Annotated in this window: 20 protein-coding genes; 10 read left to right on the top strand and 10 right to left on the bottom strand. The window is 73.3% G+C overall.

Features of this window, described 5'->3' with window-relative positions; all coding sequences use genetic code 11:
• Positions 1 to 370 precede the first annotated feature (370 nt).
• On the top strand, positions 371 to 574 hold the full coding sequence (locus IF651_RS11495) for a hypothetical protein (protein WP_194720129.1): 204 nt from the start codon (positions 371 to 373) through the stop codon (positions 572 to 574).
• A gap of 19 nt (positions 575 to 593) precedes the next feature.
• Entirely contained in the window at positions 594 to 974 is a 381-nt protein-coding gene (locus tag IF651_RS11490) for a Fic family protein (RefSeq protein WP_191829253.1), read from the top strand.
• Positions 975 to 1087: 113 nt separating this feature from the next.
• Here IF651_RS11490 and IF651_RS11485 read toward each other — a convergent pair whose 3' ends face one another.
• From IF651_RS11485 to IF651_RS11455, 7 genes are all read right to left on the bottom strand, one after another.
• On the bottom strand, positions 1088 to 3013 hold the full coding sequence (locus tag IF651_RS11485; RefSeq protein WP_191829252.1) for an alpha/beta hydrolase domain-containing protein: 1926 nt from the start codon (positions 3011 to 3013) through the stop codon (positions 1088 to 1090).
• 144 nt (positions 3014 to 3157) lie between these two features.
• Positions 3158 to 3769: an eCIS core domain-containing protein gene (locus tag IF651_RS11480; protein ID WP_191829251.1), complete on the bottom strand. Its 612-nt coding sequence runs from the start codon at positions 3767 to 3769 to the stop codon at positions 3158 to 3160.
• Positions 3766 to 4914: a hypothetical protein gene (locus IF651_RS11475; RefSeq protein ID WP_191829250.1), complete on the bottom strand. Its 1149-nt coding sequence runs from the start codon at positions 4912 to 4914 to the stop codon at positions 3766 to 3768. Before IF651_RS11475 ends, IF651_RS11480 begins: the two co-directional genes overlap by 4 nt.
• Positions 4914 to 6953 carry an ATP-binding protein gene (locus IF651_RS11470; protein WP_191829249.1) on the bottom strand — a complete coding sequence of 680 codons (2040 nt, stop codon included), beginning with the start codon at positions 6951 to 6953 and terminating at the stop codon, positions 4914 to 4916. The genes IF651_RS11475 and IF651_RS11470 overlap by 1 nt, the downstream gene beginning before the upstream one ends.
• Complete coding sequence (locus tag IF651_RS11465; RefSeq protein WP_191829248.1) at positions 6950 to 7633, bottom strand: Pvc16 family protein; 684 nt, start codon at positions 7631 to 7633, stop codon at positions 6950 to 6952. The genes IF651_RS11470 and IF651_RS11465 overlap by 4 nt, the downstream gene beginning before the upstream one ends.
• 4 nt (positions 7634 to 7637) lie before the next feature.
• On the bottom strand, positions 7638 to 11567 hold the full coding sequence (locus IF651_RS11460; RefSeq protein WP_191829247.1) for a PD40 domain-containing protein: 3930 nt from the start codon (positions 11565 to 11567) through the stop codon (positions 7638 to 7640).
• Between the two features lie 159 nt (positions 11568 to 11726).
• Positions 11727 to 12353, bottom strand: a complete 627-nt coding sequence (locus IF651_RS11455; protein ID WP_191829246.1) for a helix-turn-helix transcriptional regulator — start codon at positions 12351 to 12353, stop codon at positions 11727 to 11729.
• 176 nt (positions 12354 to 12529) lie between these two features.
• Between IF651_RS11455 and IF651_RS11450 the strand changes: the two genes are divergently transcribed.
• The 3 genes from IF651_RS11450 to IF651_RS11440 are packed head-to-tail and all read left to right on the top strand — an operon-like array spanning position 12530 to position 14658.
• Positions 12530 to 13909: a COG1470 family protein gene (locus tag IF651_RS11450; protein ID WP_191829245.1), complete on the top strand. Its 1380-nt coding sequence runs from the start codon at positions 12530 to 12532 to the stop codon at positions 13907 to 13909.
• Positions 13909 to 14217: a PAAR domain-containing protein gene (locus tag IF651_RS11445; protein WP_191829244.1), complete on the top strand. Its 309-nt coding sequence runs from the start codon at positions 13909 to 13911 to the stop codon at positions 14215 to 14217. Before IF651_RS11450 ends, IF651_RS11445 begins: the two co-directional genes overlap by 1 nt.
• Positions 14218 to 14268: 51 nt before the next feature.
• Positions 14269 to 14658, top strand: a complete 390-nt coding sequence (locus IF651_RS11440) for a phage holin family protein (protein ID WP_191829243.1) — start codon at positions 14269 to 14271, stop codon at positions 14656 to 14658.
• A gap of 2 nt (positions 14659 to 14660) precedes the next feature.
• Here the strand turns inward: IF651_RS11440 and IF651_RS18240 are convergent, their stop codons facing one another.
• Entirely contained in the window at positions 14661 to 16259 is a 1599-nt protein-coding gene (locus IF651_RS18240) for a PGAP1-like alpha/beta domain-containing protein (RefSeq protein WP_191829242.1), read from the bottom strand.
• Positions 16256 to 16570: a hypothetical protein gene (locus tag IF651_RS11430; protein ID WP_191829241.1), complete on the bottom strand. Its 315-nt coding sequence runs from the start codon at positions 16568 to 16570 to the stop codon at positions 16256 to 16258. The genes IF651_RS18240 and IF651_RS11430 overlap by 4 nt, the downstream gene beginning before the upstream one ends.
• Before the next feature lie 176 nt (positions 16571 to 16746).
• Between IF651_RS11430 and purB the strand changes: the two genes are divergently transcribed.
• Positions 16747 to 18234, top strand: coding sequence for an adenylosuccinate lyase (gene purB / locus IF651_RS11425; protein WP_191829240.1), 1488 nt, complete (start codon positions 16747 to 16749; stop codon positions 18232 to 18234).
• 139 nt (positions 18235 to 18373) lie between these two features.
• Positions 18374 to 19909 carry an arylsulfotransferase family protein gene (locus tag IF651_RS11420; protein ID WP_191829239.1) on the top strand — a complete coding sequence of 512 codons (1536 nt, stop codon included), beginning with the start codon at positions 18374 to 18376 and terminating at the stop codon, positions 19907 to 19909.
• Between the two features lie 10 nt (positions 19910 to 19919).
• On the opposite strand, the gene IF651_RS11415 is transcribed toward IF651_RS11420, so the two are convergent.
• The gene (locus IF651_RS11415) at positions 19920 to 20918 is read right to left on the bottom strand and encodes a peptidoglycan DD-metalloendopeptidase family protein (protein WP_191829238.1); all 999 of its coding nucleotides are present in this window, start codon (positions 20916 to 20918) and stop codon (positions 19920 to 19922) included.
• 211 nt (positions 20919 to 21129) lie between these two features.
• On the opposite strand from IF651_RS11415, the gene IF651_RS11410 reads away from it, so the two are divergent.
• The 3 genes from IF651_RS11410 to IF651_RS11400 all read left to right on the top strand — a co-directional run bounded on the left by IF651_RS11410 (position 21130) and on the right by IF651_RS11400 (position 24848).
• Complete coding sequence (locus tag IF651_RS11410; RefSeq protein ID WP_191829237.1) at positions 21130 to 22971, top strand: WXG100 family type VII secretion target; 1842 nt, start codon at positions 21130 to 21132, stop codon at positions 22969 to 22971.
• 63 nt (positions 22972 to 23034) lie between these two features.
• Positions 23035 to 24345: a CoA transferase gene (locus tag IF651_RS11405; protein ID WP_338403913.1), complete on the top strand. Its 1311-nt coding sequence runs from the start codon at positions 23035 to 23037 to the stop codon at positions 24343 to 24345.
• A complete protein-coding gene (locus IF651_RS11400; protein WP_338403912.1) occupies positions 24342 to 24848 on the top strand; it encodes a helix-turn-helix transcriptional regulator in 507 nt (168 codons plus the stop codon). Before IF651_RS11405 ends, IF651_RS11400 begins: the two co-directional genes overlap by 4 nt.
• Positions 24849 to 24887: the final 39 nt, after the last annotated feature.

Here is a 24887-nt window from a genome sequence, read left to right as displayed (position 1 = left end):
CAACGGCCGGCTCGAGCACCTGCGCGGCTCCGCCCTCGGCTTCCGCAACCTGACCCACTACATCGCACGATCCCTGCTCGAGGCCGGCGGCTTCAGACCACGGCTACACCCTCAGATCGGATGAGCCCGTAAACGGTCAGATAGCTCTGCGAAAAACCGGCCACTTATCTCTGCGATTCACAGGTCTGTCCGGTCGGAGAGGTTCGTCACGGTTCGTCAGGCGCTCACGCGGTCTGCGTCGCGGAGAGCGCAACGCGTCGACCCGCAAGGGCTAGATGACACCGCCGCGGTACCGGACCGGTACCGCGGCGGTGTCACGGTGGTACCGTCCTGGTGTCCTCAACAAGCTCCGACGATAGAGAGCTGCACCATGACCGCACGAGCAAGGACCCTTCGGCTGGGGCCGGACGCGGCCGCCGCCCTTGATCGCATCGTGGAGACCGAGCACACCTCGGCCAACACCGCGATCGAGCGCGCGGTTATCGAGTACGACAAGAAGCGCGTCGACGCTCGCGACGCCGCCCTCCGGAGGTTGTACGACGAGAACCGGCCGCTCATGGATCGCCTGGCCTGACCAGGCAGAGAGGCCAACGGTGACCATCTACCTCGACGAGAGCGACCTGCTCGCAGCCGCTCGCGTGATCCTCGGTCGCGACCCCGAGGTCCGCGACGCCGGACTGCTGTCATCAGCCCTGGCGAGGCCAGCGGCTTCGATGTACGGGCAGGACGCCTACCCGGGCTTCCACGAGAAGGCCGCAGCCCTGCTCATCTCCGTCACGGACAACCGCTCGCTCATCGACGGGAACGAGCGGCTCGGCTGGCTCGCCACGTTGTACTTCTACGACGTGAACGATCGGGTGCTGACGTTCGAGGAGGATGACGCTTACGACCTGGTCATGACCATCGCGGAGGGCGTCCGGACCGACGTCGCCGACGTCGCCAAGATCCTCGCGGCGCACAGCCGGGACCGCTGAACACTCTCTCGCGGGGCGGGCAACCCCCACCCGCGCACTCCTCCCCGGGACAGCGACCGGGGCCGAACCGCTGCCCCGGGCTGTCACCGACCCGGACCGGATCGGGCGACGCGTCAGCCGCAGTCGAGGACGTCGTACGCGACGTCGGCGGCGAACGACCGGCCGTCACCCGACGCCGACACCTGGGCGCTGCCCGTGGTGACCGATGTCGACCGCGACGCGAACGACTGGTACGCGGACGCACCCGGCGCCACATCCGCCACCGTCTTCTCGCCGAACGGCGTGGTCAGCGTGATGTCCACCGGCACCGAGTCGTCGTTCGTGGCCCGGACCGCCACGTAGGCCTTCCCGGCCAGGCAACGCGACTGTGCCGCCCTGGAGATCGCCAGTCCGTCGGTCGTCCCCGAGAGCTCGATGATCCCGCGCACCGCCGTGGTGGAGCGCACGATGCTCGCCGCCGCGTCGGCGTCGTCCACCTGCGTGTCGCCGAGGGCCTGTGCCTCCTCGACGAAGCCGTCGGCTGCCTCCCAGTCGCCGGCGTCGGCCGCCTCGAGCGCTCGCTGCATGCGGTCCTGGATCTGCTCGCCGACCGCGGCCTCGACGGTCCCGGCGTCGATACGGTCGCCCACGAGCTCGATGACGTCGGTGTACCAGGCCGGATCGGCCGCGACGTCCGCGGCCAGATAGCCGGCCTCGACCGCGGCGCTCGTCGACGCGACGACGTCGTCCGCGTACTCCTGCGCGTCCGGGTACCACTCGGCGAGCGTGGCGTCGTCGACGGGCGCGGAGCTGCCGTCGAGGAAGCAGAACCCGGGACCCGCGTTGGCGCCGGAGTTGATCCGGAACGGCACGTCCTGCTGGGCGAGGCGGATGCCGCCCAGGCCCAGGCCGAGCTCGTCGCGCACGACCGTCCGCGGGTCCTCGGTGAGCTCGATAGGCGACGCCGACGGCGGTGCCGTCCCGTCGGCCACCCAGGCCGCGACGTGGTCGTACAGGGCGCTCTGGACCATGTGCTGCGGCACACGGGATCCCGAGGGCTGGTCGCACGTCTGCGGCGTACCCGGATAGCCCCCGGGCGCGGTGCCGATGTCGCGGATGCGCAGGCGCCCGTAGTCCGTGATGAGCTTCCAGTCGCCGTGCGACGCCCCGGCGACCTCCCACGTGCGCAGCAGGTCGGTGTCGGGCTGGCGCTGCGCGGCACCGAGGAGGTCGATCCCGACGTCGGTCTCGCTGTTGATCTTGAACACCGGGGTCGCGATGTCGTCGCGGATCGCGCCGCCGCCACCGTGGAGGACGACCGCGTCGACCACGTCCGCGAGCGGGTCGACGGAGTTGACGTAGGACCACAGACGGCCCGCCGACTGCGAGTGCCCGGTCGCGACGACGCGCTCGGCGTCGAGCGGTCCGAGCGGTGCGGTGCCGGTGGGCTCGCGCACCGCCTGGACCGCCTGGCTGAAGACGTCCCACGACAGCGTGTCGTCGGTGACCGTGCCGCCGTCGGTGAGGTCGAGCGTGCCGTAGCGCTCAGGGCTCCAGGTGCGCAGACCGGTCGCGGAGTGGACGCCGGCCCGCTGGGCGGAGACGCCGACCCAGGCGTAGCCCTCGCGCACGAGGTGCTCGTGCGTCTGGAACCAGTCGACCTCCTGGTCCCACTGGTTCGAGACGTTGTACCACTCGGCGATGACGGTGCCGTTGAAGGCTGCGGGGTCCGCGGGGCGACGGACGACGATGCGGGTGCGGTAGTCGTGGCCGGTGCTGAGGACCGTCGCGTCCGTGGCGCCGTCGGCCTGGTACCGCGTCGCCTCGCCCTCGAGGAAGAACTCCTCCTCGACGTAGCCGTGCCCGGCGAGGTCGTAGTCCGTCGCGAGGAACGGGTAGCCGTGGGCGGGGTCGCCGGGGGCGGACGTGCTCGGCACCGGGCCGACGACCTCGGGGTCGGGCACCGCGTCGGCAGCACCGGCGGGCAGCGCCAGACCGGTCAGGAGCAGCGCTCCGGTGACGGCGAGGGCGAGCGGACGTCGGACGAGGCGTGCAGACATGGACGACTCCTTCGTCGGGATCCCGACCGCACCGTCGGGACGTTCAGCAGCCTAGGGAACCTCCGAGTCATTGTCGACCGGTAGGCATGTTTTGCTGTCTGATCAACAGAAGTAGCGGGTCGCGAGCCACCGGGTGCCACCCCGTCACGGAGAACGCATCGCGCGCAGCGCCGTGGTCTCCGCCTCGCGCTCGAAGCGGTCACCCGGGTCCGAGATGCTGACGCCGTCGCCGGTCGGGGTACCTGACACGGGGCCGCTGCGCTGCTGGACGACGTGCGTCAGCTCGTGCGCGAGCCTCGTCCGCCCGGACATCGACGAGGTGTCGAACTTCCCGGCGCCGAACACGACGTCGCGGCCCACGGTGTAGGCATGCGCCCCGACGGCTGCGGCCGACGTCGAAGCAGTCCCTCCGGTGTGGACCCGCACGTCGGAGAAGCTCGCGCCCAGTCGCGACTCCATGTCCTCACGCACCTCCGGGGCGAGCGGCGACCCGCCCCCCCGGCCGACGACGTCGAGCACCGGTGACCGCCCTCCTCCGTCGAGGGCGCGCTGGAGCACCCCGTTCCCGACGTGACGCTGCAGGATCCGGAGCTGCTCCTCGCCGAGCACCGCGTCCCGCCCTCCGGTGACCGCGTCGACGGCTGGGCCCACGGCCTCGGCCGCCCGCGCGCCGGCCGGGCCTGTCGGCCGCTCCTGCCGATCGGCCGGGCGCTCCCGGACGACGTGGTGACCCGTGGACTCCGGCTCGCGTGTCATTGCGTCGCCTCCTTCGGGTGTGCGCCGACCTTCTTCTTCCGGCTCCCGCCGGTGTAGTCGAGGACGGCGGACGAGATGAATCCGCCACCCCCCTGCACGTCCTCCTTGATCCTCAGCACGCCGCGGAAGACCGAGGCATCCTGGAAGTAGTAGCCGACGAGCTGCACGACGTCGATCCCGGCAAGCTTCATGAGTCGCAGCGCCTCGTTCACCTCCTTGAGGTAGTAGTCGCCGCCTTTGGCGATGCCGAGGTCTTGGAGCAGCAACCGCGTCATGAGCTCGGTCGCCCCCTCCACGGTGGCGGGCCAGCCCTGAGCGTCGCCGAGCCCGACGTGCTTGTCCCACCCGGCGCCCGAGAGGATGTGCAGCGCCTCGTGCATCGAGTCGTGCATCCCCACGCTGCCGAACCGCAGGTTGAGCTTGCGAGGCTGGATGTGCCGGTTCGCGAAGGCCACCACCTGGGAGGACTGCATCGCGACCAGGAGCTTCTTCTCTTTCGTGACCTGAACCCCGGGGATCGCCAACCACTCGGCGTACCGGGCCCTCGCAAGACCGTCCGGGGAGTGGAGCGCGACGCGCCCGGAGAGCGCTGACGCGAGCCTCGGCACCACGTCTGACGGCAGGCGCCCCCATCGTCCGAACGCGTCGATGAGCCTGTCCTCGATGGCGGCGCGCTCGGCCACGACGTTCCCACCCTCCGCGAGGAGCTTCTTCGCTGCCGCCCGGCACTCCTCCTGGTACTTCAGGAAGAACCGCACCTGGCCGATGAGCGTCGGGGCGTCCTGGGCGTGGTCGAGCACGTCGACGAAGGAGACCGGCTCCCCGATCACCGCGGTGAGATGCTTCGGGAACGTCTCGAGGACCGCGTCGAAGACCTCCTGGTCGGCGGCGAACAGCTCCTCGGTGGTCACGCTGCGTTGCACCGCCGCCTCGGGACTCAGCGACTGCGCGACGGACGAGTTGCCGGCCCCTGTCTGCAACCCGCGGACCGCGGACGCGTCGAGCGTCCTCTGCACCGGGTCGGTCGAGGTCAGCACCCCCGCCGCCTCGTGTCGCGCCCGGCCCGGCCGCCGCACAGGGTCGAGGGTCGTCTCGTGCGCCACCCGTCGCGCCCGGCCGCGGGGCTTCTCCTCGTGCTCGGACATCACTCCACCAGCTCCCAGTACGGTCCGAACTCGCCCGGCTGGGTCAGCCGCCCGAGCTTGCGGTACTCGCGGTGCACCGCGGTGACAAGGTGCCGCATCTCGACGACCCCGGCGTCGGCGGCCGCGAGGTACGCGGCGCTCACGGCGGCGGACCGGATGCCCCCGCCCGCGAGCTCGAACGCCTTGGCGCAGAAGTCGAGGTCGAGGTCGTCCGCACGCGGCACCACGGTGCCGAGGCACCGGTCCCACAGGAGGCGACGGGCGTCGTCGTCGGGCACGGGGAAGTCCACGACCACGTCGAGGCGCCGTGTGAACGCCTCGTCGATGTTGGCGCGCAGGTTGGTCGAGAGAATCACGAGGCCGTCGAACGTCTCCATGCGCTGCAGCAGGTAGGCGCTCTCGATGTTGGCGTAGCGGTCGTGCGCGTCCTGGACGCCGGTGCGCTTGCCGAACACCGCGTCGGCCTCGTCGAACAGCAGCACCGCGTTGACGCCGGCCGCGCCGGTGAAGATCCGTTCGAGATTCTTCTCCGTCTCGCCGACGTACTTGTCGACGACCGCCGCGAGGTCCACGACGTAGAGCTCGAGACCGAGGTCGTGCGCCACGACCTCGGCCGACATCGTCTTCCCGGTACCGGACCCGCCCGCGAAGAGCGCCGCGACGCCCCGGCCGCGCGCACCGCCGGGGCGCATCGCCCAGTCGCCGAGCACCCTGTCGCGGTACCGCGCGCGCTGCGACACCTCGCGCAGCGCCCGCAGCGCGGGGCCGGCGAGCACGAGGTCGTCCCACCCGACTGCCGGTTCCACCCGTCGCGCGAGCCGGTCGAGCGCGCCCCCGTTCTCCGCCCGCGCACCGCGGCGCACGTCGTCGGCCGACACCCGGCCGTCGGGCCGCAGCACGGCCTGCGCACCGGCGGCCCGCGCCGCCCGCACCACCTGCTCGGGCCGTAGCCGGAACGCCGCCGTCACGTCGTCGAGGTCGACGTCCCCCGCCACGTCCCCGAGGGCGGCCCCCCACAGGGCCGCCCGCTGCGCCGTCGTGCCCTCGTCCGCGTCCAGGAGCAGGGGCGCCGCGCGCGACCAGTCCGGGTCCCACGCGCGCTCCCCCACGAGCACGGTCACGCCCACGCCCTCGGTCAGCTCCGCCACGACGCCCTCGGACCCGAGCACGGCGTCCAGCGGCCCGGCGACCAGCCCGGCGTCCCGCAGGCACGACTCCCGGACCGCGGCACCGACCAGGCCGACCGGGTCGCTGCCGACGCGCCGCAGGTCCAGCCCGACGACGTCGCGCCCCGTCGCGCTCAGCGCTGCGACCGCGGCGGACGCGCCCGACCCTGTGGACGGCTGGCGCACGTACACCAGGCGCACCCCGGCGTCGAGCACCCGGCGCAGGCGTGCGGCGTCGTCGGACTCCACCGGCACGAGGTCCGTGAGGGCGTCCGCGAGCGCCGGGTCCGGCGCGTCGTCGCCCAGCAGGTGCCCGACGACGCGGTCCGGGACCCGTAGCGCCCTGCCCGGCAGCGGCCGGTCGAGGTCCTCGACGACGACCAGCCCGCTGCGGACCAGCGGCCCGTGCGTGAGCCGGTGCCGCGCGGGCGCCATCGCGAGCGGGACCCCGCAGAGCGCGAACGCCGTCCCGACCGAGGGCCGGTGGCGCGACACGTCGTCGTTGAGGTAGCCGAAGAGCTGCTCGAACCGGTGGTCGATCTCACCCGCGAGCGCGACGAGCAGGAGCTCGGTGTCGAGGTCAGTGAGGTCGAACGCGCGGGCGAGCGAGCGCAGGCGGACGCGCGCGCCGCTCCCCTCGGCCGCGTCCGCGGCCCGCTCGACGGCCGAGAGCCGGTCCGCGGCGACGACGAGGTCGGCACCTGGTGCGGGCCCGCCCAAGAGGTGGTCGACCGCGGCGTCGGTCAGGTACAGGCCGCGGAACGGGTCGTCGGCGGTCGGGTCGCCCACGCGGCGTCGGGCGACGAGCGCGCGCACGCGCTCCTCGAGGACGTCGAGGCGGCCGAGGAGGTGAGCGACGCTCGCGTCCGTCATGACCGCTTCCTCGCCCGGGGCGGCCGGGAGGTCCCGGCCGGCGGCGCAGCGGGGGCCGGGCGGTCGGCCGCGGCGGGTGCCCGGTGCCGGCGGCGCTCGTCGTCGACCGCGTCGCCGGTGGTGGAGCGGGCGCCGAGGAGCAGCTCCTCGCGCACGGGCGGGCCGAGCTCGCGCCGCGTCCTGCGCAGCAACGGCGCGGTCACCGCGACCTCGACCGACGGCTTGAGCTCCCCGCCGAGCGAGGTCCACACGTCGGTGACGCTGCGGTCCTCCGCCGGGGGCATCCCTGCGGTCAGCGGAACGTCGGCGCCGACCTCGGCCAGGCTGCCCACGAGGTGCTCCCGGGGCAGCGCGTCGAGGCTCATGAGCGTCTGCAGCACGGTGTCGAGGAGCCGGTGCTCGTCCTCGGGACGCTGCGTCCATGCGGTGACCAGATAGGACAGCCGGAAGTGGCGGGGCGGATCGCTGCGGGCGGAGACGGTGCCGTCCTCGGCCCGCCGCTCGATCGTGCCGTGGCTACGACGCTTCACGTCCTCGCGCACGTCGTAGAGGTAGACGTCGACCGTCGGGGCGTTGCGGCGCGCGGCCCAGTCCTTCGTGGGCGCGTCGAACGCGACCTCGACCTCGCCGAGCGCCTCGCGCACCAGGGCGCGCAGCGCGTCGTCGACCTCGGTGATCATGCGCTCATCTCCGTTCCAACGTCTCGGGGACCGAGACGGTCGGGGTCACGACGAGCGTGGCGCCGTCGACCTCGCACCAGGCGAGGTCCGCGGACCCCGCGTCGGCGGCAGCTGTCTGGTCGGTGAGATCGGTGAGGTCGGTGGGGTCGGTGACGTCGGTGGCGTCCGGGTCTGGCGGCGCCGCGGGTGGTTCCGGGCACGGCGGGACGGGCTCCGCGTCCGGGTCCGCCTCCAGGTCCGACGTCGAGGCGTCCACCACGCGGGGCGTCGTCATGGCGGGCGGTGGCCCGCTCGTCACGCGCAGCCACCGGTTGCCGCGCAGGTCGTTGCGCACGACGAGCACCGGGACGCTCAGGCGCCCGTCCTCGTTCACGGGGTACGGGCCGGGGGCCGACGTGATGCCGTCCGACCAGGTCAGCATCGCGTCCTCACCCGGCGGGAAGTCCTCGCCGTAGGCGAGCACGACGTCGCCGGGCGAGGCCACGTCCGGCAGGATCCGCAGCCAGGGCTGGACGACCTCGACGTCGACCGCTGCCTCTCCCGTCAGCGGCTCGTCCGGTTCGAGGGGGCCACCGGTCGCTGCGTCCCCGAGGAGTCCGCCGAGAGTCACGACCGGGACCGTACGGCCGGTGACGCTCGCGTCGACCGTGCCGGTCCCGGCCGGACCGACCGGCTCGAGCGTCGAGGACACCACGAGCTCGCCCCCGGGCGGGAGGTCGTCGAGCGGGCACGTTCCCCAGCCGCCCAGGCAGTCGTCGGTCGCGGCGGGCCCTTCCGTCGCCAGGCCGTCCGCGCCGGGTCCATCCGTCGTCGGGCCGTCCGAGACCGGATCGTCCGGGGACTCGCCGCCCGACGCCGCGGCGTCGGACGGCGCAGTGCCTGATGGTGGCTCGGGGATGCCCGACGGCGCGAGCCCCGGCGGGTAGGTGGACGCGAGCACGAGGTCGGTCGCGGTCGCGTCGCCCGTGTTCCGCAGCGTGACCGTCACGTCCACGCCGTGCCCGCCCACCCAGGCGCGCTCCGCGGAGACGCCGATGTCGATCTCGAGCGCGGCCTCACCCCCTGGCACCGGAACCGGGACCGGGGGAGGAGGAGGAGGTGGCGGGACCGGTCCGTCCACCTGCAACGAGGTCTCGTCGACGTTGTCGTCCACGTCGTCCTCCGCGCCCGGGTTGGTGACGGCGCCCGCGACGTCGAACGAGCCGGACACCTCGGCGACCACCGGCACGACCGTGGTGAGCTCGTCTCCCGGCGCCAGGGGCTGCGTCGCCGGGCACGTGACGAGGGACGTGCCGGGCGTGGTCCCGGACTCGGCGGTGCACCCGGACGGGAGGTCGCCGGCGCGCAGCCCGGCCGGCAGTGCGAGGACCACGGTCGGCGCAGCAGGGATGGTCCCCTCGTTGGCGACGGTCGCCGCGACCGCGGAGGTCCCGTCCACGTCCAGGCGTGCCGGGTCTGCGGTCAGGTCCAGGGCGAGGTCCCCGACCGGCTGCACGTCGGGGTCGGTGAGCGGTCCCGCACTGTCGACGACGACGCGCAGGCCCGTCCCGTCGGGTGCGACCGCGTACAGGTCGCGGTCGTCGGGTCGCCCTGCCGGCTGGCCGCTGAACACGATCTCTGCGCCGTCGGGCGACCAGGCGGGCCCGTCGGACCAGGCGATGCGCGCGCGGCTGGGCGTCGCGACCTGCTCCGGGTCCGGGTCGGGCGTGGGCTCCTCGGTCGGGTCGTCCGGATCGGGGGTCGGCACGACGTCGGGCTGTGTCGTGCGGATCTGCGCCGACCGGTCGAAGCCTGTCGCCGCCTGGACACCCACGACGGCGGGGGTGCCGTCCGCCGGCGCGGTGCCGGTCGCCACGCCGGGTGCGACGTCGATCACCGAGATGCCACCGGGCGCCACGTCGAGCGCGAACGGCTCGGGACCGAGCTCGTCCTCGGACTCGGGCGAGACCAGCCGGAGTCCCGCCACCGCGATCTGCGACCCGTCCGGGGACCAGGCCGGGTCACGACCTCGCACCCACGCCTCGGCCGTGGGGCAGCTGTACTCCTCGTAGGGTCGGTAGCAGTCGTCCACCACCTCCATGGTCAGCGGCGTCCAGGTGCGGGCGTCGACGTCGAGGACCCCGAGGTACGGCGTCCGGTCGTCGTCGTCGACGCTCCCGGCCTCCGCGACGAGCCTCTCGCCGTCGGGCGCCCACGACGGGTGCAGCGGCGTCCACGGCCCCCCGCCGTCGTCCGGGGTCCAGTCCGTGGCACCCGTACCGACGTCCACCCACCCGACACCGATGCGCTCCTGGGAACCGCTCAGCCCCGAGTATGCGACACGCGCGCCGTCCGGCGACCAGTCCGGGTTGTGCAGGCCGTACAGGTCCATGGGGACGAGGGTCGAGACCGCACCCGTCGAGGGTTCGACGACGGCGATGTCACGGATCTGTGCCTCCGAGTCCTGCGGGTAGTCCGAGGGGAGCAGGGCGCTGAAGGCGACCCGCGTGCCGTCCGGCGAGTACGCGGGCGCGGAGTCGTCGAGGTGGTCCTCGGTGGCCGGCCGGTCCGTCAGGACGCGTACGTCCGTCGGACCGGCTCCGCCGGCGGTGGCACCGTCCGCGACGTCCCGTGCCCCGGACCGCTGCGTGAACCGCAGGCGCGCGCTGCCGGGCTCGGTCTCCTCGTCGGAGTAGAACCCACCCTGCATCGCCCGGACCGTCGCCCAGTCGGGGTGCGAGACCCCGGCCACCGACGGGATCGCCCAGGCGACGCTTGCGGAGGGCTCGCCGAACCTCACCCTCAGGTACGCGACCCACACCGCCGGCTCGGCCGATTCCTCATCGGGCACCGTGTACGCGACCAGGATGCCGCTGCCGCCGTCGTCGAGGTCGACGAGGCGCGCCGTCGGCTCGCTGCCGACGTCCGGTCCCGCTCCGTCGGGCGCGTCGCTCCACGGGTCGTGCACGGTGACCGTGCCGGCCGAGTCACCCTCGCTCCAGTAGTAGCCCAGCTCGAACGTCGCGACCGACCCCTCGGCACGGAACCGTGTCGTCGTGAACAGGACCAGAGGCTCCTGCTGCGCGTCCATGAGGACGGTCGGCATCGTGTCCGCGCCCGGGTCGTCCGTGAGCCGTTCCACCGGCCCGTCGGGTACGACGACGGCGGCCGACGCGGACGCGGTGTAGGCGGTCGTGACGATCGGGGGGGAGGCGACCGCAGCGGACGCGGTCGTGGCGCCACCCGTCTCGAGCCGGACGGCGTAGATGTCGCCGAGCGGGTCGTCCCGGGTGCTGGAGAAGAAGACGCTGGCGTCGTCCGGTCCCCAGGCCGGCCACAGGTCGTCCGCGTCCGGGTCGGGGGCGGGCGAGACGGCGTCGTCACCGGCGCACCGCTCCCCTACCGGGGCGACCACGACCTCCCAGTCGCCCGAGACGTCGGTCGAGTAGGCGACCTGGGTCAGGTCGGCAGTGAGCACCGGGTGGCTCTCCTGCGCGTCGTCGCACGTCACCCGGACGGTCTCCCACTGGTCCTCGGGCAGGTCTTCGGGCGCGCCGGCCGGGAGCAGTCGGACGTACACGTCGACGTCCTCGTTCGCTCCCCGGGCGCTCACCAGCGCATACGCCTGCTGGTACTCGTCCGACCCGCCGTCGGGCACGACCGACGACGTCTCTCCCTCGTGTGCCCGGCCCGTCTCACCGACCTGCAGATCGGTGAGCTCGACGCCGTCGAGGACGTACCCGGCGCTCCCGTTGACGTCCAGGGAGAAGTCCAGGTCGACCTGGGCGACCTCGTCCCGGTCCAGGCTGAACGCGACACGTGGTTCCTGGGCGGCGGGCGACGGGAGGTCGGGCGGACGGGTCGCCCCGGCCGCGTCGTCGGGCACGATCAGGGCGCCGCCGACCAGGAGCCCGACGACGGCGAGCAGCCCGAGCCCCGTCCCGACCTTCTCCACCGCTCACCTCCCGAACCGCCTCACGTGACCGCACTCTCGGCTCACGCTGCACTGCGGCCGCCCGCCGTGGCACCTGTCGTGGTCCCGCAGAACGTGCAGTCCCGGGTACCCGAAAGGGCAGAGCCGGCCCGGACGAGCCGTCCGGCCGCCCCGTGGCGGTCAGATGAGGCCTTCCCGCAGGGCGTACGCGACGGCGTGGACGCGGTTGCGCAGCTGGAGCCGGGACGTGATGTCGTGCAGGACGTTCTTGACCGTGCGCTCGGAGTACGCGAGGTGGCGCGCGACCTCGGCGGTGTCGCACCCGTCGGCGATGAGCCGCAGGACCTCGACCTCGCGGAGCGCGAGCCCCGTGAAGGTGATCCCGCGGGGTTGCAGCACCTGCCGCTGGAGCGAGCCCACCTGGCCGAGCAGCTTGCCCAGCAGGTCGGGCGGCAGGTTCCCCTCCCCGCCGGCGGCGCCACGGATGACCGTGACCAGGCGGTCCGGCGTCGCCTCGCACCGCCGCACCATGCCGACGACGCCCGCCTCGACCGCGGCGACGACGTCCTTCTCGTCCAGCCGGCCCGCGACGAGCACCGACCGTCCGCCCCCGTTGCGCTGGACCGTGCGGACGAGGCGCACCGCATCGTCGTCCAGCTGGTCCGCGACCACCACCGCGACCTGCGCGTCGCGCAGATCCTCCCCCTGCCCCAGGACCCGCACCTCGGGGCGCGGCCGCAGCGCACTGACGACCCCCGCCTCCGAGATCGCGTCCTGCGCACTGACCGACACCGTGACTCGTTCCATCGCCCTTGCTCCCTGCAGTCGTCGCACCCCGCCCGGGTCGTCGTCAGCCCGGGAGGATCAGTCTCCACAGGCCGCTCTCCGTGCACTCATCAAGGACTCAACGGGCAGGACAGGTGCCCGATCGGCCGCCCCGGCGCCGCTGCCCGGCGCGCGGTGCCCGCCCTAGCGTCAGGCGCATGGGAACGTTGGCGACCCTGGACGCGACGAGCATCGCGCTCATCCCGGGCGAGGAGGTCACCGTCCCGCTGACCGTGCGCAACACGGGGACGATCGTCGAGGCGTACCGCCTCGAGGTCCTCGGTGTGCCGGCCGGCTGGACGGTGGTCGAGCCCGCCATGATCGAGGGCCTCTACCCCGAGACGGCGACGACGGCGACGCTGACGTTCCGTCCGCCGCGCAACGCCGAGGTCCCCGCGGGCGAGCTGCAGTTCGGGATCCGCGTCATCCCGCTCGAGCACCCCGACGAGGCCGTGGTCCCCGAGGGCGTCGTCGAGGTGCTGCCGTTCCTCGACACCACCGCCGAGCTCGTCCCGCGCACGACGCACGGGCGGCGCGGCGCCAAGCACCAGGTCGCCGTCGACAACCGGGGCAACACCCCGATGTCCGTCATCCTGGCCTGCGCGGACGGCACCGACGACCTCGTGTTCACGGTCAAGGAACCGCTGCTCACCGTGGCGCCCGGCACCGCCTCGTTCACGGACGTGAAGGTCCGCCCGCGCAAGACGTTCTGGCGCGGCGCGGACAAGACCCTGCCGTTCGTCGTCCAGGTGGAGGCGGACAACTCGGTCCCCGTCACGCTCGACGGCACGCACGTGCAGACGGCGCTGCTGCCCAAGTGGTTCCTCAAGGCGCTGCTGGCCCTGCTCGCGCTGCTCGTGCTGCTCGTCGTGCTGTGGTTCACGCTGCTCAAGCCCGCGATCACGTCCGCCGCGAAGGAGGCCGTCGGCGACGACCTGACGCAGGCACAGGAGGCGGCCGAGGAGGCCCAGGAGGCGGCGAAGGAGGCGTCCAGCGCGGCCCAGGAGGCGTCCGGGGCGGCGTCGGACGCGAACGTCGCGGCGACCGAGGCCGGGACGACGCTCTCCGACACCGAGGACGCGGTCGCCGAGTTCGTCCCGCCGTCGGGCACGTCGGTACCGGTGCGCCAGCGGCTCGACTCGCAGCCGGGTGCCGGGGAGACGGACTCGGTGACCTTCGAGGTCCCGGAGAAGTCGACGCTCACGATCGACGACGTCATCCTCAGCAACCCGCAGGGAGACTTCGGCCGCCTCACCATCTCGCAGGACGACGACGAGCTCCTCGACTTCGCGCTCGAGAACTTCCGCGACCTCGACTACCACTTCCAGTCGCCCATCACGCTCGCGAAGGGCTCCGTGCTGACGATGGAGGTCACGTGCCGCCAGCCGGGCGCTCCCCTGGGCGAGGACCCGGCGCCGGACGCGTGCGACACGTCCATGTACTTCGGCGGGACCATGTTCACGCCCGACGCCGAGAAGGCCGGCAAGGACAGCAAGGAGAGCGCGGACGGCGGCTCGGACTCGGGCTCGGCACCCTGATGCCCACCGGACCGGCCGCGTGCGCGGGCGACCAGGTCGTCTGCCCCCTCTCGGACGGGCCCAAGCCCCACGTCGGCGGCCCCGTCACCCCCGGCGCGACCGTCCCCACGGTGCTCGTGGGGGGCAGGCCGCTGGCCGTGGCGAACGGCGTCGGTGTCGTGTGCGCGTCCCCCGCACCGAACGGCATCGCCGTCGGGAGCGTGACCGTCCTCGTCTCGGGCCTGCCCGCCGCCCGGGTCGGGGACACCACCGTCCACGGGGGGAACGTCGTCGGGCCCGGATGCCCGACCGTGATCATCGGCGGTTGAACACGCGCGGGTGAGTGACCTCGACCCGGGCGAGGTGCGAGGATGCCCGCTATGAGCTTCGTCCTGCGCGTCCTCGTCACCGGCCTCGCCATCTGGCTCACCAGCCTGTTCATCGACGACCACTTCCAGATCGTCGGATCCGACACGGCGGGCGGCAAGCTCGTCATCATCCTCGCGGTCGCCCTGCTGTACTCGCTGGTCAACGCCGTGATCAAGCCGATCGTCCAGGTCTTGTCGATCCCCCTGTACATCCTGACGCTCGGCCTCTTCACGCTCGTGGTTAACGCCCTGATGCTGATGCTGACCGCGTGGATCACCGAGCAGACCGACTGGGGCATCCGCATCATCGGCGGGTTCTGGTGGGCGCTCCTCGCGGCGCTGATCATCTCGTTGCTGAACTTCGCGATCTCCGCCGTGGTGCCCAAGCGCCGCGACGACTGAGCTCACGCGCCGCGCGGGGGCAGGACGAGCCCGGGCGGCGGGAACGAGGGCGGGCCGAACGGCGCCGGCAGCGCCAGGGGTGCGACGCACCGCTCCGGCGGCTCGACGAGGCGCGCCTCGTAGAGCTGCGGATCATCCCGGTCCCCGGCGAGGATCTCCTCCACGTCGGCCAGGTTCTCCTCGAGCCCGCGGTCGCCGACGTCGGTCGCCTCCGCGAGCACGCGCTGGTGGAACCCGACGCCGTGCGGGACGTCGCCGATCGGTTCCCCGGCGGCGGTCCGGAACTCGCCGGTCACGGTGACGCGCTCCGGCGTGGCGCGGTTCTCCGCCGCGTCGAGGTCGGAGACCCCCTCGCCCTGGGTCTCGAGGTGCGTCCCCTTCACACCCTTCGGCAGCTCGTACCCCGCGACCGGTGACCCCGCGGTCACGACGTGTCGGACCGAGTACCGGCCGACGGTCGCGCCCGCCACGACGGACGCCACCATCCCGCCCTGGCTGTGGCCGACGAGCAGGACGTCCTCGTCGGGCCGGATCCCCGCGTCGTCCATCGCGGCGAGCACGGCCTTGACGCTGTCCGCGTCCGCACGGTGGTCCACGTCGTCGTCCATCAGCGTGAAGTTGGACCGCATGCTGAAGACGTTGCCCGGCCCGGACTGGGTCCCGGGGATCGCCACCACCCACGACGGAGCCTCGCCCGCCCCCTTGTCGACGCGCTGGACGCTGACCACCGAGCCCGGCAGCACGTCCGTGTCGTAGAGCACGTCCACGGCGTCCAGCGCGGTGGCCGCGTCGCGGGAGTCGGGCAGGTCGAGGCCGGGCGGGGTCGCGAGCCGCGTGACCTGCGGGTCGTCGAGGTAGCGCGAGCGGTCGCTCGACGTGAACCCGTTCAGCACCGACGACGCGTTCCCCACGCCCGGTGGCACCCACGGGCGCCGCCACCACCCGACGTCGAGCAGCCCGATCCACCGGGACAGCCACGCGACCGCGGCGGGATGGCCGGCGGCGGTCTCGGTCGCGACGCGGCCCGGCGAGAACCCCTCGCCGCGCACCCAGTCCGCCACGGCCGGCGCCGCGCCGTCGACACCGAGCCCGACGACCGGCTCCAGCACGGACGGGACGAACGGGCCCAGCGGCGAGAACCGGACGACCGCTCCGCGCAGCAGGAGCTCCAGCGCCGCGACCTGCTGCTCCGCGCTCAGGGCGGCGTCGTCGTACACCGTGACGGCCTGCTGCATCCGGTCGCCGATGCCGCGCACCTGCGACTCGCGCTGCTCGACCTGCGCCACGAGGCCGTCGAGCGCGTCGAGCGCCGCCTGCTTCGCGCGGCCCACGTGCGCGGGCCACCACGGGAACGGCTGCGCCGCCGGCCAGCTCGGCACGGTCGCCCCTCCCCAGGCACCGACACCCCCGACGGCGAAGTGCGACGGGCCGACGCCGGAGAGCGTGACCCGCGCCGACCGGCACCTCCCGGCGACGTCGGCGAGCCGGGCAGCCAGCGTGCGCACGACGAGCGCCTGTGCGGCGACGACCACGGTGTCGACGGCGGTGGGAGCTCCCCCGCCCCGGATGACGACCGACGGCGCCGGGAGCGCGTCCGTCACGACCCGAGCCCCGTCGCGGCCTGCGCGAGCGCCTGCGCCGTCGCGTCCTCCTCCGCCTGGACCGAGAACGCGTCGAGGAGGCGCAGGGCGTCTTCGACGGCGGGGGGCACCACGTCGAGCAGCGAGCACGCGTCCGTGATCGCGTCGCCGTAGGCCTGCGCGGCGGGACCGGCCCAGGCCACGTCGAGGGCGCGCAGGTCGGCGGCGACCGACGTCGTGTCGCCTGCGCACGTGCTCAGGTGCGAGCGCGCGTCGATCACGGCGAACGGCGTGGCTGCACGGCACATCGGAAGCGGTGTCGAGGTCGTCATGCCGGGAGCGTAGGAAGCCGCGGCGGCCGCAGCACGCCGCACGGAGGCCGCTGTGGACGGCGGCGCACGGCCCCGTCCTGTGGACGGCCAGAACGGCTCCCACCCGGCCGCGGGCGCGGCCGCCCGGACTGCGGAAGGGCAGGGACGGCGTCGGGCACCCGTGGGAGAATCGGCCCGTGCCCGACAACACTCCTGCCGCGACCCCTGTCCGTGCGAGCCTCGCCGACGTCACCCCGCCGATCGCGCTCGGACCGCTCGACGGCCGCTACCGCGCCGCCGTCGCGCCGCTCGTGGACCACCTGAGCGAGGCCGCGCTCAACCGAGAGCGCATCCACGTCGAGGTCGAGTGGCTGATCACGCTGTGCAACGGCGTGCAGGTGGTGGACGAGAACGCGGTCCGTCCCGTGGTACCCGGTGCGCCCCAGCTCTCCGAGACGGAGGTCGCGTACCTGCGGCAGATCCCCGCGACGTTCGGGGGCGAGGAGGTCGCCGAGCTCGCCGCGATCGAGCGCGAGACGGTGCACGACGTCAAGGCCGTCGAGTACTTCGTCAAGCGTCGGCTCGCCGCAGCCCCCGAGGCCCTGGGCGAGGGCACCGTCCTGCCGGGCGTCGGCGAGCTCGTGCACTTCGCGTGCACCAGCGAGGACGTGAACAACCTGTCGTACGCGCTCATGGTGCGCGGCGCCGTCGAGCAGGTGTGGCTGCCCGCCGCGACCGCGCTCACCGACCAGCTCGCCGACATGGCGCGCGACCTCGCGGACGTCCCCATGCTCAGCCGCACCCACGGCCAGCCCGCGACGCCCACGACGCTCGGCAAGGAGGTCGCGGTCCTCGCCCACCGGCTACGCCGCCAGCTCCGGCGCGTCGGCGCGGCCGAGTACCTCGGCAAGCTCAACGGCGCGACGGGCACGTACGGCGCGCACACGGTCGCGGTGCCGGGCGTGGACTGGCCGAAGGTCTCGCGGCACTTCGTCACCGGGCTCGGGCTGACGTGGAACCCGCTCACCACCCAGATCGAGTCGCACGACTGGCAGGCCGAGCTGTACGCCGACGTGGCGCGCTTCAACCGGATCCTCCACAACCTCGCGACCGACGTGTGGACGTACATCTCGCTCGGGTTCTTCACGCAGATCCCGGTGCCGGGCGCGACCGGGTCGTCGACCATGCCGCACAAGGTCAACCCCATCCGGTTCGAGAACGCCGAGGCCAACCTCGAGATCTCGTGCTCGCTGCTCGACACGCTCGGCGCGACGCTCGTGACGTCCCGCCTGCAGCGCGACCTCACGGACTCCACGACGCAGCGCAACATCGGCTCCGCGTTCGGCCACTCGCTGCTCGCGATCGACAACGTGCGCCGCGGCCTCAAGGCCCTCGCCGCGAACGCCGACCTCATGGCCGACGACCTCGACCACAACTGGGAGGTCCTCGGCGAGCCCATCCAGTCGGCCATGCGCGCCGCGTCCGTCGCGGGCGTGCCCGGCATGGAGAACCCGTACGAGCGCCTCAAGGACCTCACGCGCGGCCAGCGCGTGGACCGCGCCCGGCTCCAGGAGTTCGTCGCGGGCCTCGGCCTGCCCGACGACGTGGCGCAGCGCCTGGCGGCCCTGACCCCCGCGTCGTACACGGGCCTCTCCGAACGCCTCGTCGCGGACCACCTCGCGTAGCTCCTCCGCCGAGAACGACCTGGGGGGCGTCATCTGAATGTTCACGACCCCCAGGTCGTTCTCGTCGGTGGGATCGCAGCGGTCCGTTCGGACGGCGGTTTCCTGGGTGACCGCGACCGTTGGTCCGTACGCTCGGCGTATGGACCCCCGACAGTCCCCTCACCGACGGGCGACCGGAGCACTCGCGACGACCCTCGCCACCGTGCTCGCCGTCGCTGCCTGCACCGGGTCGGACGACCCCGAGCCCACACCCACGCCGTCGGACTCCGCGCCGCCGCCGTCGGTCCACCGCTACCGCTCGACCGACCTGATCGCGCCGGTGCTGCCGATGACGCAGGGCCCGGCCGCGGCGTCGGCCCCCGCGGACGACGACGGGCTGTACGTCGTCGCGCCCAAGCTCAGCGCGGCGCCCAAGAAGGGCCCGCTGCTCGTGGACACGGCCGGCGAGCCGGTGTGGATCGCTCCGGAGGACGAGGCCGCGTACGACGTGCGCGTCCAGGAGCTCGACGGCGAGCCCGTCATGACCTACTACGAGGGCGAGACGGAGTTCATCGGGCACGGCGAGGGCGAGATCGTCATCCTCGACGAGTCCTACCAGGAGATCGGCCGCGTGACGACCGGTGGCGACGTCGACCCGCAGATGGCGGACATCCACGACGCGACCATCACGCCGGACGGGACCATGCTGCTGCTCGCCTACGTCCCCGAGGAGCACGACCTGACCGCGGTCGACGGGCCGGAGGACGGCTGGTGGTTCGACAACGTCGTCCAGGAGGTCGACATCGACTCCGGCGACGTCCTGTGGGAGTGGCGCGCGTCCGACCACGTGGACATCACCGAGACCATGACCAGCCCGAACGACGACGAGGACCGCTCCAACGGCTCCGAGGAGGCCCCGTTCGACTGGTTCCACGTCAACAGCGCCAACCTCGCGCCCGACGGCGACCTGCTGATCTCCGCCCGCAACACCTCCGCGGTGTACAAGATCGACCTCGACAGCGGCGACGTCGAGTGGGTGCTCGGCGGGAAGTCGGGCGACTTCGACCTCGAGGGCCCCGACGACGGCACCGGCGCACGGTTCGCGTACCAGCACGACGCCCGCCTGCACGACGACGGCACCCTGACCCTGTTCGACAACGAGGGCGACCCGCCCGTGGGCGACCGCTCGCGCGGTCTGCGGCTGGCGCTCGACACCGACGCGATGACCGCGACGGTCGACCAGGAGTGGCTCCCGAGCGACCCGGAGCTCCTCGCCGGCAGCCAGGGCAACGTCCAGGTCATGGAGAACGGGAACGTCACCATCGGCTGGGGCTCCGGCCAGATGGTCAGCGAGTACACCGGGGACGGCACCCTGGTCCGCGAGTTCCCCCTCGAGGCCGGCGAGTCGTACCGCTCCTACCGCACCGACGACTGGGTGGGCCGCCCCACGGACCCGCCGGCCGTCGTCGTGCAGGGCGGGACGGCGCACGCGAGCTGGAACGGCGCGACGGAGGTCGCGGCGTGGCGGCTCGTGGCCGGCGAGTCCGAGGACGACGCCGAGACCGTGGCCGAGGCGCCGCGCGACGGCTTCGAGACGGCGCTCGCACCCGTGCCCGACGGCGCGGCGTACGTCGCGGTCCAGGCGCTGGACGCGGACGGCGAGGTCCTGGGAACGGGGACGCCCGCCGCGGGCTGACGCCGGGCGGTCAGCGCGGCTTCGTCGACGAGATGTACGCCGTCGAGACGTAGCCGATGTTCGACCCGACCTTCACCTTGAGCCACCCCTTGGACGCCGTACCCCGGTGCTCCACCGCCTTGCCCTTCTTGAGGGTCGTGAGCACGGCCGACGACGTCGACGGCTTGGCCCGCATGTTCAGCCTCGTCGCGGTCACGTACGACAGCGTCCGCTTCGCCGGTGCGGCCGTGGTCGTGGTCGCCGGCTTGCGCGGGCTCACGTATGCGGCGTGCATCCAGCCCGTGCGCGAGCCGTAGGTGACCTTGCGCCACGAGCCCGAGCTCGCGCCGGGCTTCGCGGTGACCTTGCCCGCCTTCGGCACGACCGTCAGCACCTTCGTGGACGTCGACGCGCCCGCGCGCAGGTTGACGCGCGTCTGGGCGTAGTACGTGCACGACGACGGCACGCTGCGACTCGCCCGCCAGGTCGCCGACGCCGCGAGGTCGACGCCGCGCGCCTTGAGGAAGGCGAGCGAGTCGGTGTGCGCCCCGCCCGAGCCGTACGTGCCGTTCCAGATCTCCAGGTGCAGGTGCGGCGACGTGGACGTCCCGGTCGAGCCGACGTCCGCGATGCGCTGGCCCGCCTTCACCTTCTGCCCGACCTTGACGTACTTGTCGCCGTCGAGCACGTGCCCGTAGACCGACGAGACGGTCCGGTGCTTGATCACGACCCACTGCCCGAACCCGCTGACCGAGCCCGCGCGCAGCACCGTCCCCGCGGCGATCGCGTTGATCCGGGTCCCCGACTTCGCGCCCATGTCCTGACCCAGGTGCCACGTCGACGCGTTCGCGGTCGGCATGCACCGCGGGCCGTAGTAGGACGAGAGGTTGTACGACCCCTTCGCGAGCGGTGACACGACCGATGCGGCGGCGCTCGCGGACGGCGCGACGAGCACGGGGGCGAGTGCCGCGGAGAGCGTCGCGACCACCGCCACGATGACCACGCCCAACTTGCGTCTCAGGATTCCCATCATCGTCGTCGCCCCCTGGCTTCGTAGAGATCGTGCGGTTTTCGGCGTGTCGGGTGGACGGCACCCTTGCTGACGGTAATTGCGGTTCGTCGCACCCGCGCGGTGAACGCTCACACGATGGGGACCTCGCCCCATGGGCATCCCGTGCCAGCGTGAGGCCCCGAGCGCTACCCTCGCCGGTGACGTCGGTAGCGGGGAGAGGGCTGGATCCATGGGCATGTACGGCGCGAACATCGCGGAGCTGCGCTCCCTGGCCGACAAGCTCGCCACGTCGTCGGACGACCTCGACTCCGCGCGCGCGACGCTGCGCAGCGCGGTGAGCAGTGCCCGGTGGATCGGGCCCGACGGCGACGAACTGCGCGGCCGCTGGACCGCGGAGCTCGAACCGGCGCTGAGCTCCGCCGCGACGGTCCTGCGCGACTCCGCGCGCAAGCTGCGCACGAACGCCGACGACCAGGAGGGCACGAGCACCGACAGCGGCGGCGGAGGCGGCGGCGGCTCGGCCGGCGGCTCGGGTGGCCCGGGCGGGCAGGGTGGCCCCGGGGGATCCGGCACGCCTGGGGCGCCCGGGGGACCTGGCGGTTCTGGGGGTTCCGGCGGGTCGGGCGGGTCGGGCGGGTCGGGCGGGTCCGGCGACGGCGCGCCCGGCGGCCCGACCGTCGGGGTGAGCGGCGAGCACGACCGCACGAGCGACGACGGCCTCCCCGGCTCGCCCGCGACCGAGGGCGACAAGGCGAGCGTCGGCGGCGGCGTCTCCTACGACCCGGAGACGGGCGAGACCACGGTGTCGGGTTCCGGTTCGCTCTCGGACTGGGTCACGACGGGCAACGGCTCGAAGCTCTCGTTCGGCGTCACGGGCGGGGCCGAGTACACGGCGGGCGAGCACAGCGCCGACGGCTTCACCACGTACACGTCGAAGTCGGACGTCTCGATCGGCGTCGAGGGCGGCCTCGAGAAGGGCGGCTACGGGGTCAGCGGCAGCTACGAGACGGGCGTGACCTCGGAGTACGTCGTCAAGGTGCCGGACGGCGCGGACGTCGCCGACCCGGGCAGCATCAACCCGTTCGACCCGAGGTCCATGCCCGTCGGCTCGTCCGTGACGATGGAGGGCGGGAACTACACCGGCACCGAGCTCGAGGCTGCGTTCAAGCACATCGCGGTGAAGTCGGACATCACCGAGTCGAGCGGTGTGAGCAGCCTCGTCGAGCGGACCGGGGAGAACACCGTCCAGGTCACGGCCGGGCCGACGGAGGCGATCTCCAACTACGGCGGCGTCGGCGTCGACTTCGACGCGGTGAAGGTCATGCTGGGGAACACGACGTCGCTCGACGGCGCGTCGCTGCGCACGGCCGAGTTCGACCTCTCCACGCCCCAGGGCCAGGCCGCGTACGACCAGTACCTCGTCACGGGCGACATCCCGGCCGACCCGTCGACCGGGATCTCGGGGACCACCACGATCCAGAAGGTGGACTACACGTCCACGTCGTCGCTCGACGCATCGGTCGGCCCGTTCGACGTCGGGGTCGACCTGGGCGAGAACACCGGTTCGTCGGTGCTCACCACCTACCCGGACGGCCGCTCCGAGAACCTCATGACGGCGACCTACGGCGACCGCGGCGACTTCCGCATGGCGCAGACCTACGACGCCTCCGGCGCCGAGGACGTGTCGGCGCGCACCTACACGTACGAGATCACGGCCGACGACAACACCGCCCAGATCCTCAACTACCGCGACATCTCGGGCTTCTCGCCGTCGAGCGAGGTCTCGCCGGGCCAGCAGGTGCAGTTCAACCTGACGCACGACCAGATGAGCTCGCTCGCGGACAGCGTCCGCACCGGCGTGGAGAACGATGCGCTCGGCATGCAGGTGCGCGCTGTGACCACGGACTACGACATGACCCCGCTCGGCGGTGACGACCTGGCGCTCAGCCTGGCCCGTGCCCCGAGGTCGGACTACCAGCTCGTGCAGTACCTCATGGAGATCAACGGCGGCGGTGACGGCTCGCTCGACAGCTCGGCCGCGGCCTTCCCCGGGACGATCACGACGCGCTGACCTGCTGCGCGCCCGGCGCACTTCCCCTGGTGGTGGCTGCGTGACGGGCCTACGGTCGGAGCTGTGAACCCCCTGACGGGCTTCCTCTCCGCGACGCTCCCCGTCCTCGACCTGGCCGTCGGTTCCGTGGTCGCGGTCCAGCGCGCGGCCGCGCGGGCGGGCAGGTCGCGGCGCAGCCCCCGCGCCCCGGACCCCGAGCGGGTCGCCGCGGCGTTCACGAGCGACCGGCTGCTGCGCCTGGACGGCTCCCCGGTCGACGGCTTCGCACCGCTGTCCGGTTTCTTCGCGGTCGCGGACGGCTGGGTCCGCACGCACGCCAACTACCCGCACCACCGGGAGCACCTGCTGCACCTGACGGACCTGCCCGACGACGCGGGTCGGGACGACCTCGCGACCCACCTGTCCGCGTGGTCGGCCCAGGACGTCGAGGACGCCGCGGCGGCGGCGGGGGCGATCGCGGTGCGGGTCCGCACCGCGGAGGAGTGGCGTTCCACGCCGGGCCGGGGGGTGGGCTCGGCGGAGCCGGTGCGCACCCGGGTGCGCGAGGACGACGCACGACCCGTACCGCTCGCGCGCGGTCCTCGACCGCTCACCGGAGTTCGGGTGCTGGACCTGACCCGGGTGATCGCCGGCCCGGTCGCGACCCGTACGCTCGCGCTGCTCGGCGCCGACGTGCTGCGCGTCGACGCCCCCGGTCTCCCGGAGATCGGGTGGCAGCACCTCGACACTGGCCAGGGCAAACGGTCGACGCTCCTCGACCTGCGGGACGCCGCCGACCTGGCACACGCCCAGGAGCTGCTCGCCGGGGCGGACGTGCTGGTGACCGGATACCGGCCAGGCGCGATCGAGTCCCTCGGGCTGCACGTGCCACCGGGCGCGGTGCACGCCCGCGTCCGCGCGTGGGACGACGGACCGTGGGCGGAGCGTCGCGGGTTCGACTCGATCGTCCAGGCCGCGAGCGGGATCGCGCTCGTCGAGGGGACGCGCGACGGCACGAGCGGTCCGGTCGCCGACGCGACACCGGGCGCCCTGCCCGCCCAGGCGCTCGACCATGCGACGGGATACCTCGTCGCGGCAGCAGTCGTCGACGCGCTGGCCGAGCGTGCCGCCGACGGCTGCGGGCGCGAGGTCGACGGTGTGCTCGCCCGCACCGCCGCCGCGCTGCTCGCCGCACCCGGTCGCGACCCCGCGCACGGGGCACCTCGCCCACCCGGGGAGGGGTGCGTCGTCGGGCACGGCGTGTACCTCGACGGCCGGAGGACCGCGCTGACCACGGCCCGGCCCGCGCTCGACCGGCTCGGGGACGAGCCGCTCGATGACTACCCCGCGCCCGCGCACGCGTGGGGTTCGGACCCGCCGCGCTGGTCGTCGTGAGCACGACGGCGCCCGTCCCCGCCGAGGTCGCCGTGCACCTGCGTCGGGCGCGAGACCACATGGACGCGCACTTCACCGAGCCGCTGACGCTGGCGGACGTCGCGCAGGTCGCCGGGTACTCGCCCTTCCACTTCGCCCGGGAGTTCTCGCGCGCGTTCGGCACGAGCCCGATCGCCTACCTCGCGACCCGGCGCGTCGAGCGCGCCAAGGACCTGCTGCGGGCGGCGAACCTGACGGTGACGGAGGTCTGCCACGCGGTCGGCTTCACGAGCCTCGGGACGTTCTCGGCGCGGTTCACCGCGATGGTCGGCGTCACGCCCACCGCGTATCGCACCGAGCACGTGCGGCGCGGTGGACCGCCTCCCGTGCCCGGCTGCTTCGCACTCGCCTGGGGACAGCCGCAACCACGACCGACCACTTCCCCCGAGGGCGACGACGGGGCCGGAACGCCCGCGGGCACGACCGCACGATCCGAGAAGCACTCGGACACAGTCCGCCCGTAACGTCGAGGGCGAACGGCCGGGCGGCCGTACCGGTGGCGG

Source organism: Cellulosimicrobium arenosum (assembly GCF_014837295.1).
Classification (GTDB): Bacteria; Actinomycetota; Actinomycetes; order Actinomycetales; family Cellulomonadaceae; genus Cellulosimicrobium; species Cellulosimicrobium arenosum.
This window is presented reverse-complemented; position numbering and strand designations above follow the sequence as displayed.

Coding starts and splice junctions, on each gene's coding strand:
- IF651_RS11495 (WP_194720129.1), top strand. CDS start 371: ATGACCGCACGAGCAAGGACCCTTCGGCTGGGGCCGGACGCGGCCGCC.
- IF651_RS11485 (WP_191829252.1), bottom strand. CDS start 3,013: ATGTCTGCACGCCTCGTCCGACGTCCGCTCGCCCTCGCCGTCACCGGA.
- IF651_RS11480 (WP_191829251.1), bottom strand. CDS start 3,769: ATGACACGCGAGCCGGAGTCCACGGGTCACCACGTCGTCCGGGAGCGC.
- IF651_RS11475 (WP_191829250.1), bottom strand. CDS start 4,914: ATGTCCGAGCACGAGGAGAAGCCCCGCGGCCGGGCGCGACGGGTGGCG.
- IF651_RS11470 (WP_191829249.1), bottom strand. CDS start 6,953: ATGACGGACGCGAGCGTCGCTCACCTCCTCGGCCGCCTCGACGTCCTC.
- IF651_RS11465 (WP_191829248.1), bottom strand. CDS start 7,633: ATGATCACCGAGGTCGACGACGCGCTGCGCGCCCTGGTGCGCGAGGCG.
- IF651_RS11455 (WP_191829246.1), bottom strand. CDS start 12,353: ATGGAACGAGTCACGGTGTCGGTCAGTGCGCAGGACGCGATCTCGGAG.
- IF651_RS11450 (WP_191829245.1), top strand. CDS start 12,530: ATGGGAACGTTGGCGACCCTGGACGCGACGAGCATCGCGCTCATCCCG.
- IF651_RS11445 (WP_191829244.1), top strand. CDS start 13,909: ATGCCCACCGGACCGGCCGCGTGCGCGGGCGACCAGGTCGTCTGCCCC.
- IF651_RS11440 (WP_191829243.1), top strand. CDS start 14,269: ATGAGCTTCGTCCTGCGCGTCCTCGTCACCGGCCTCGCCATCTGGCTC.
- IF651_RS11430 (WP_191829241.1), bottom strand. CDS start 16,570: ATGACGACCTCGACACCGCTTCCGATGTGCCGTGCAGCCACGCCGTTC.
- IF651_RS11420 (WP_191829239.1), top strand. CDS start 18,374: ATGGACCCCCGACAGTCCCCTCACCGACGGGCGACCGGAGCACTCGCG.
- IF651_RS11415 (WP_191829238.1), bottom strand. CDS start 20,918: ATGGGAATCCTGAGACGCAAGTTGGGCGTGGTCATCGTGGCGGTGGTC.
- IF651_RS11410 (WP_191829237.1), top strand. CDS start 21,130: ATGGGCATGTACGGCGCGAACATCGCGGAGCTGCGCTCCCTGGCCGAC.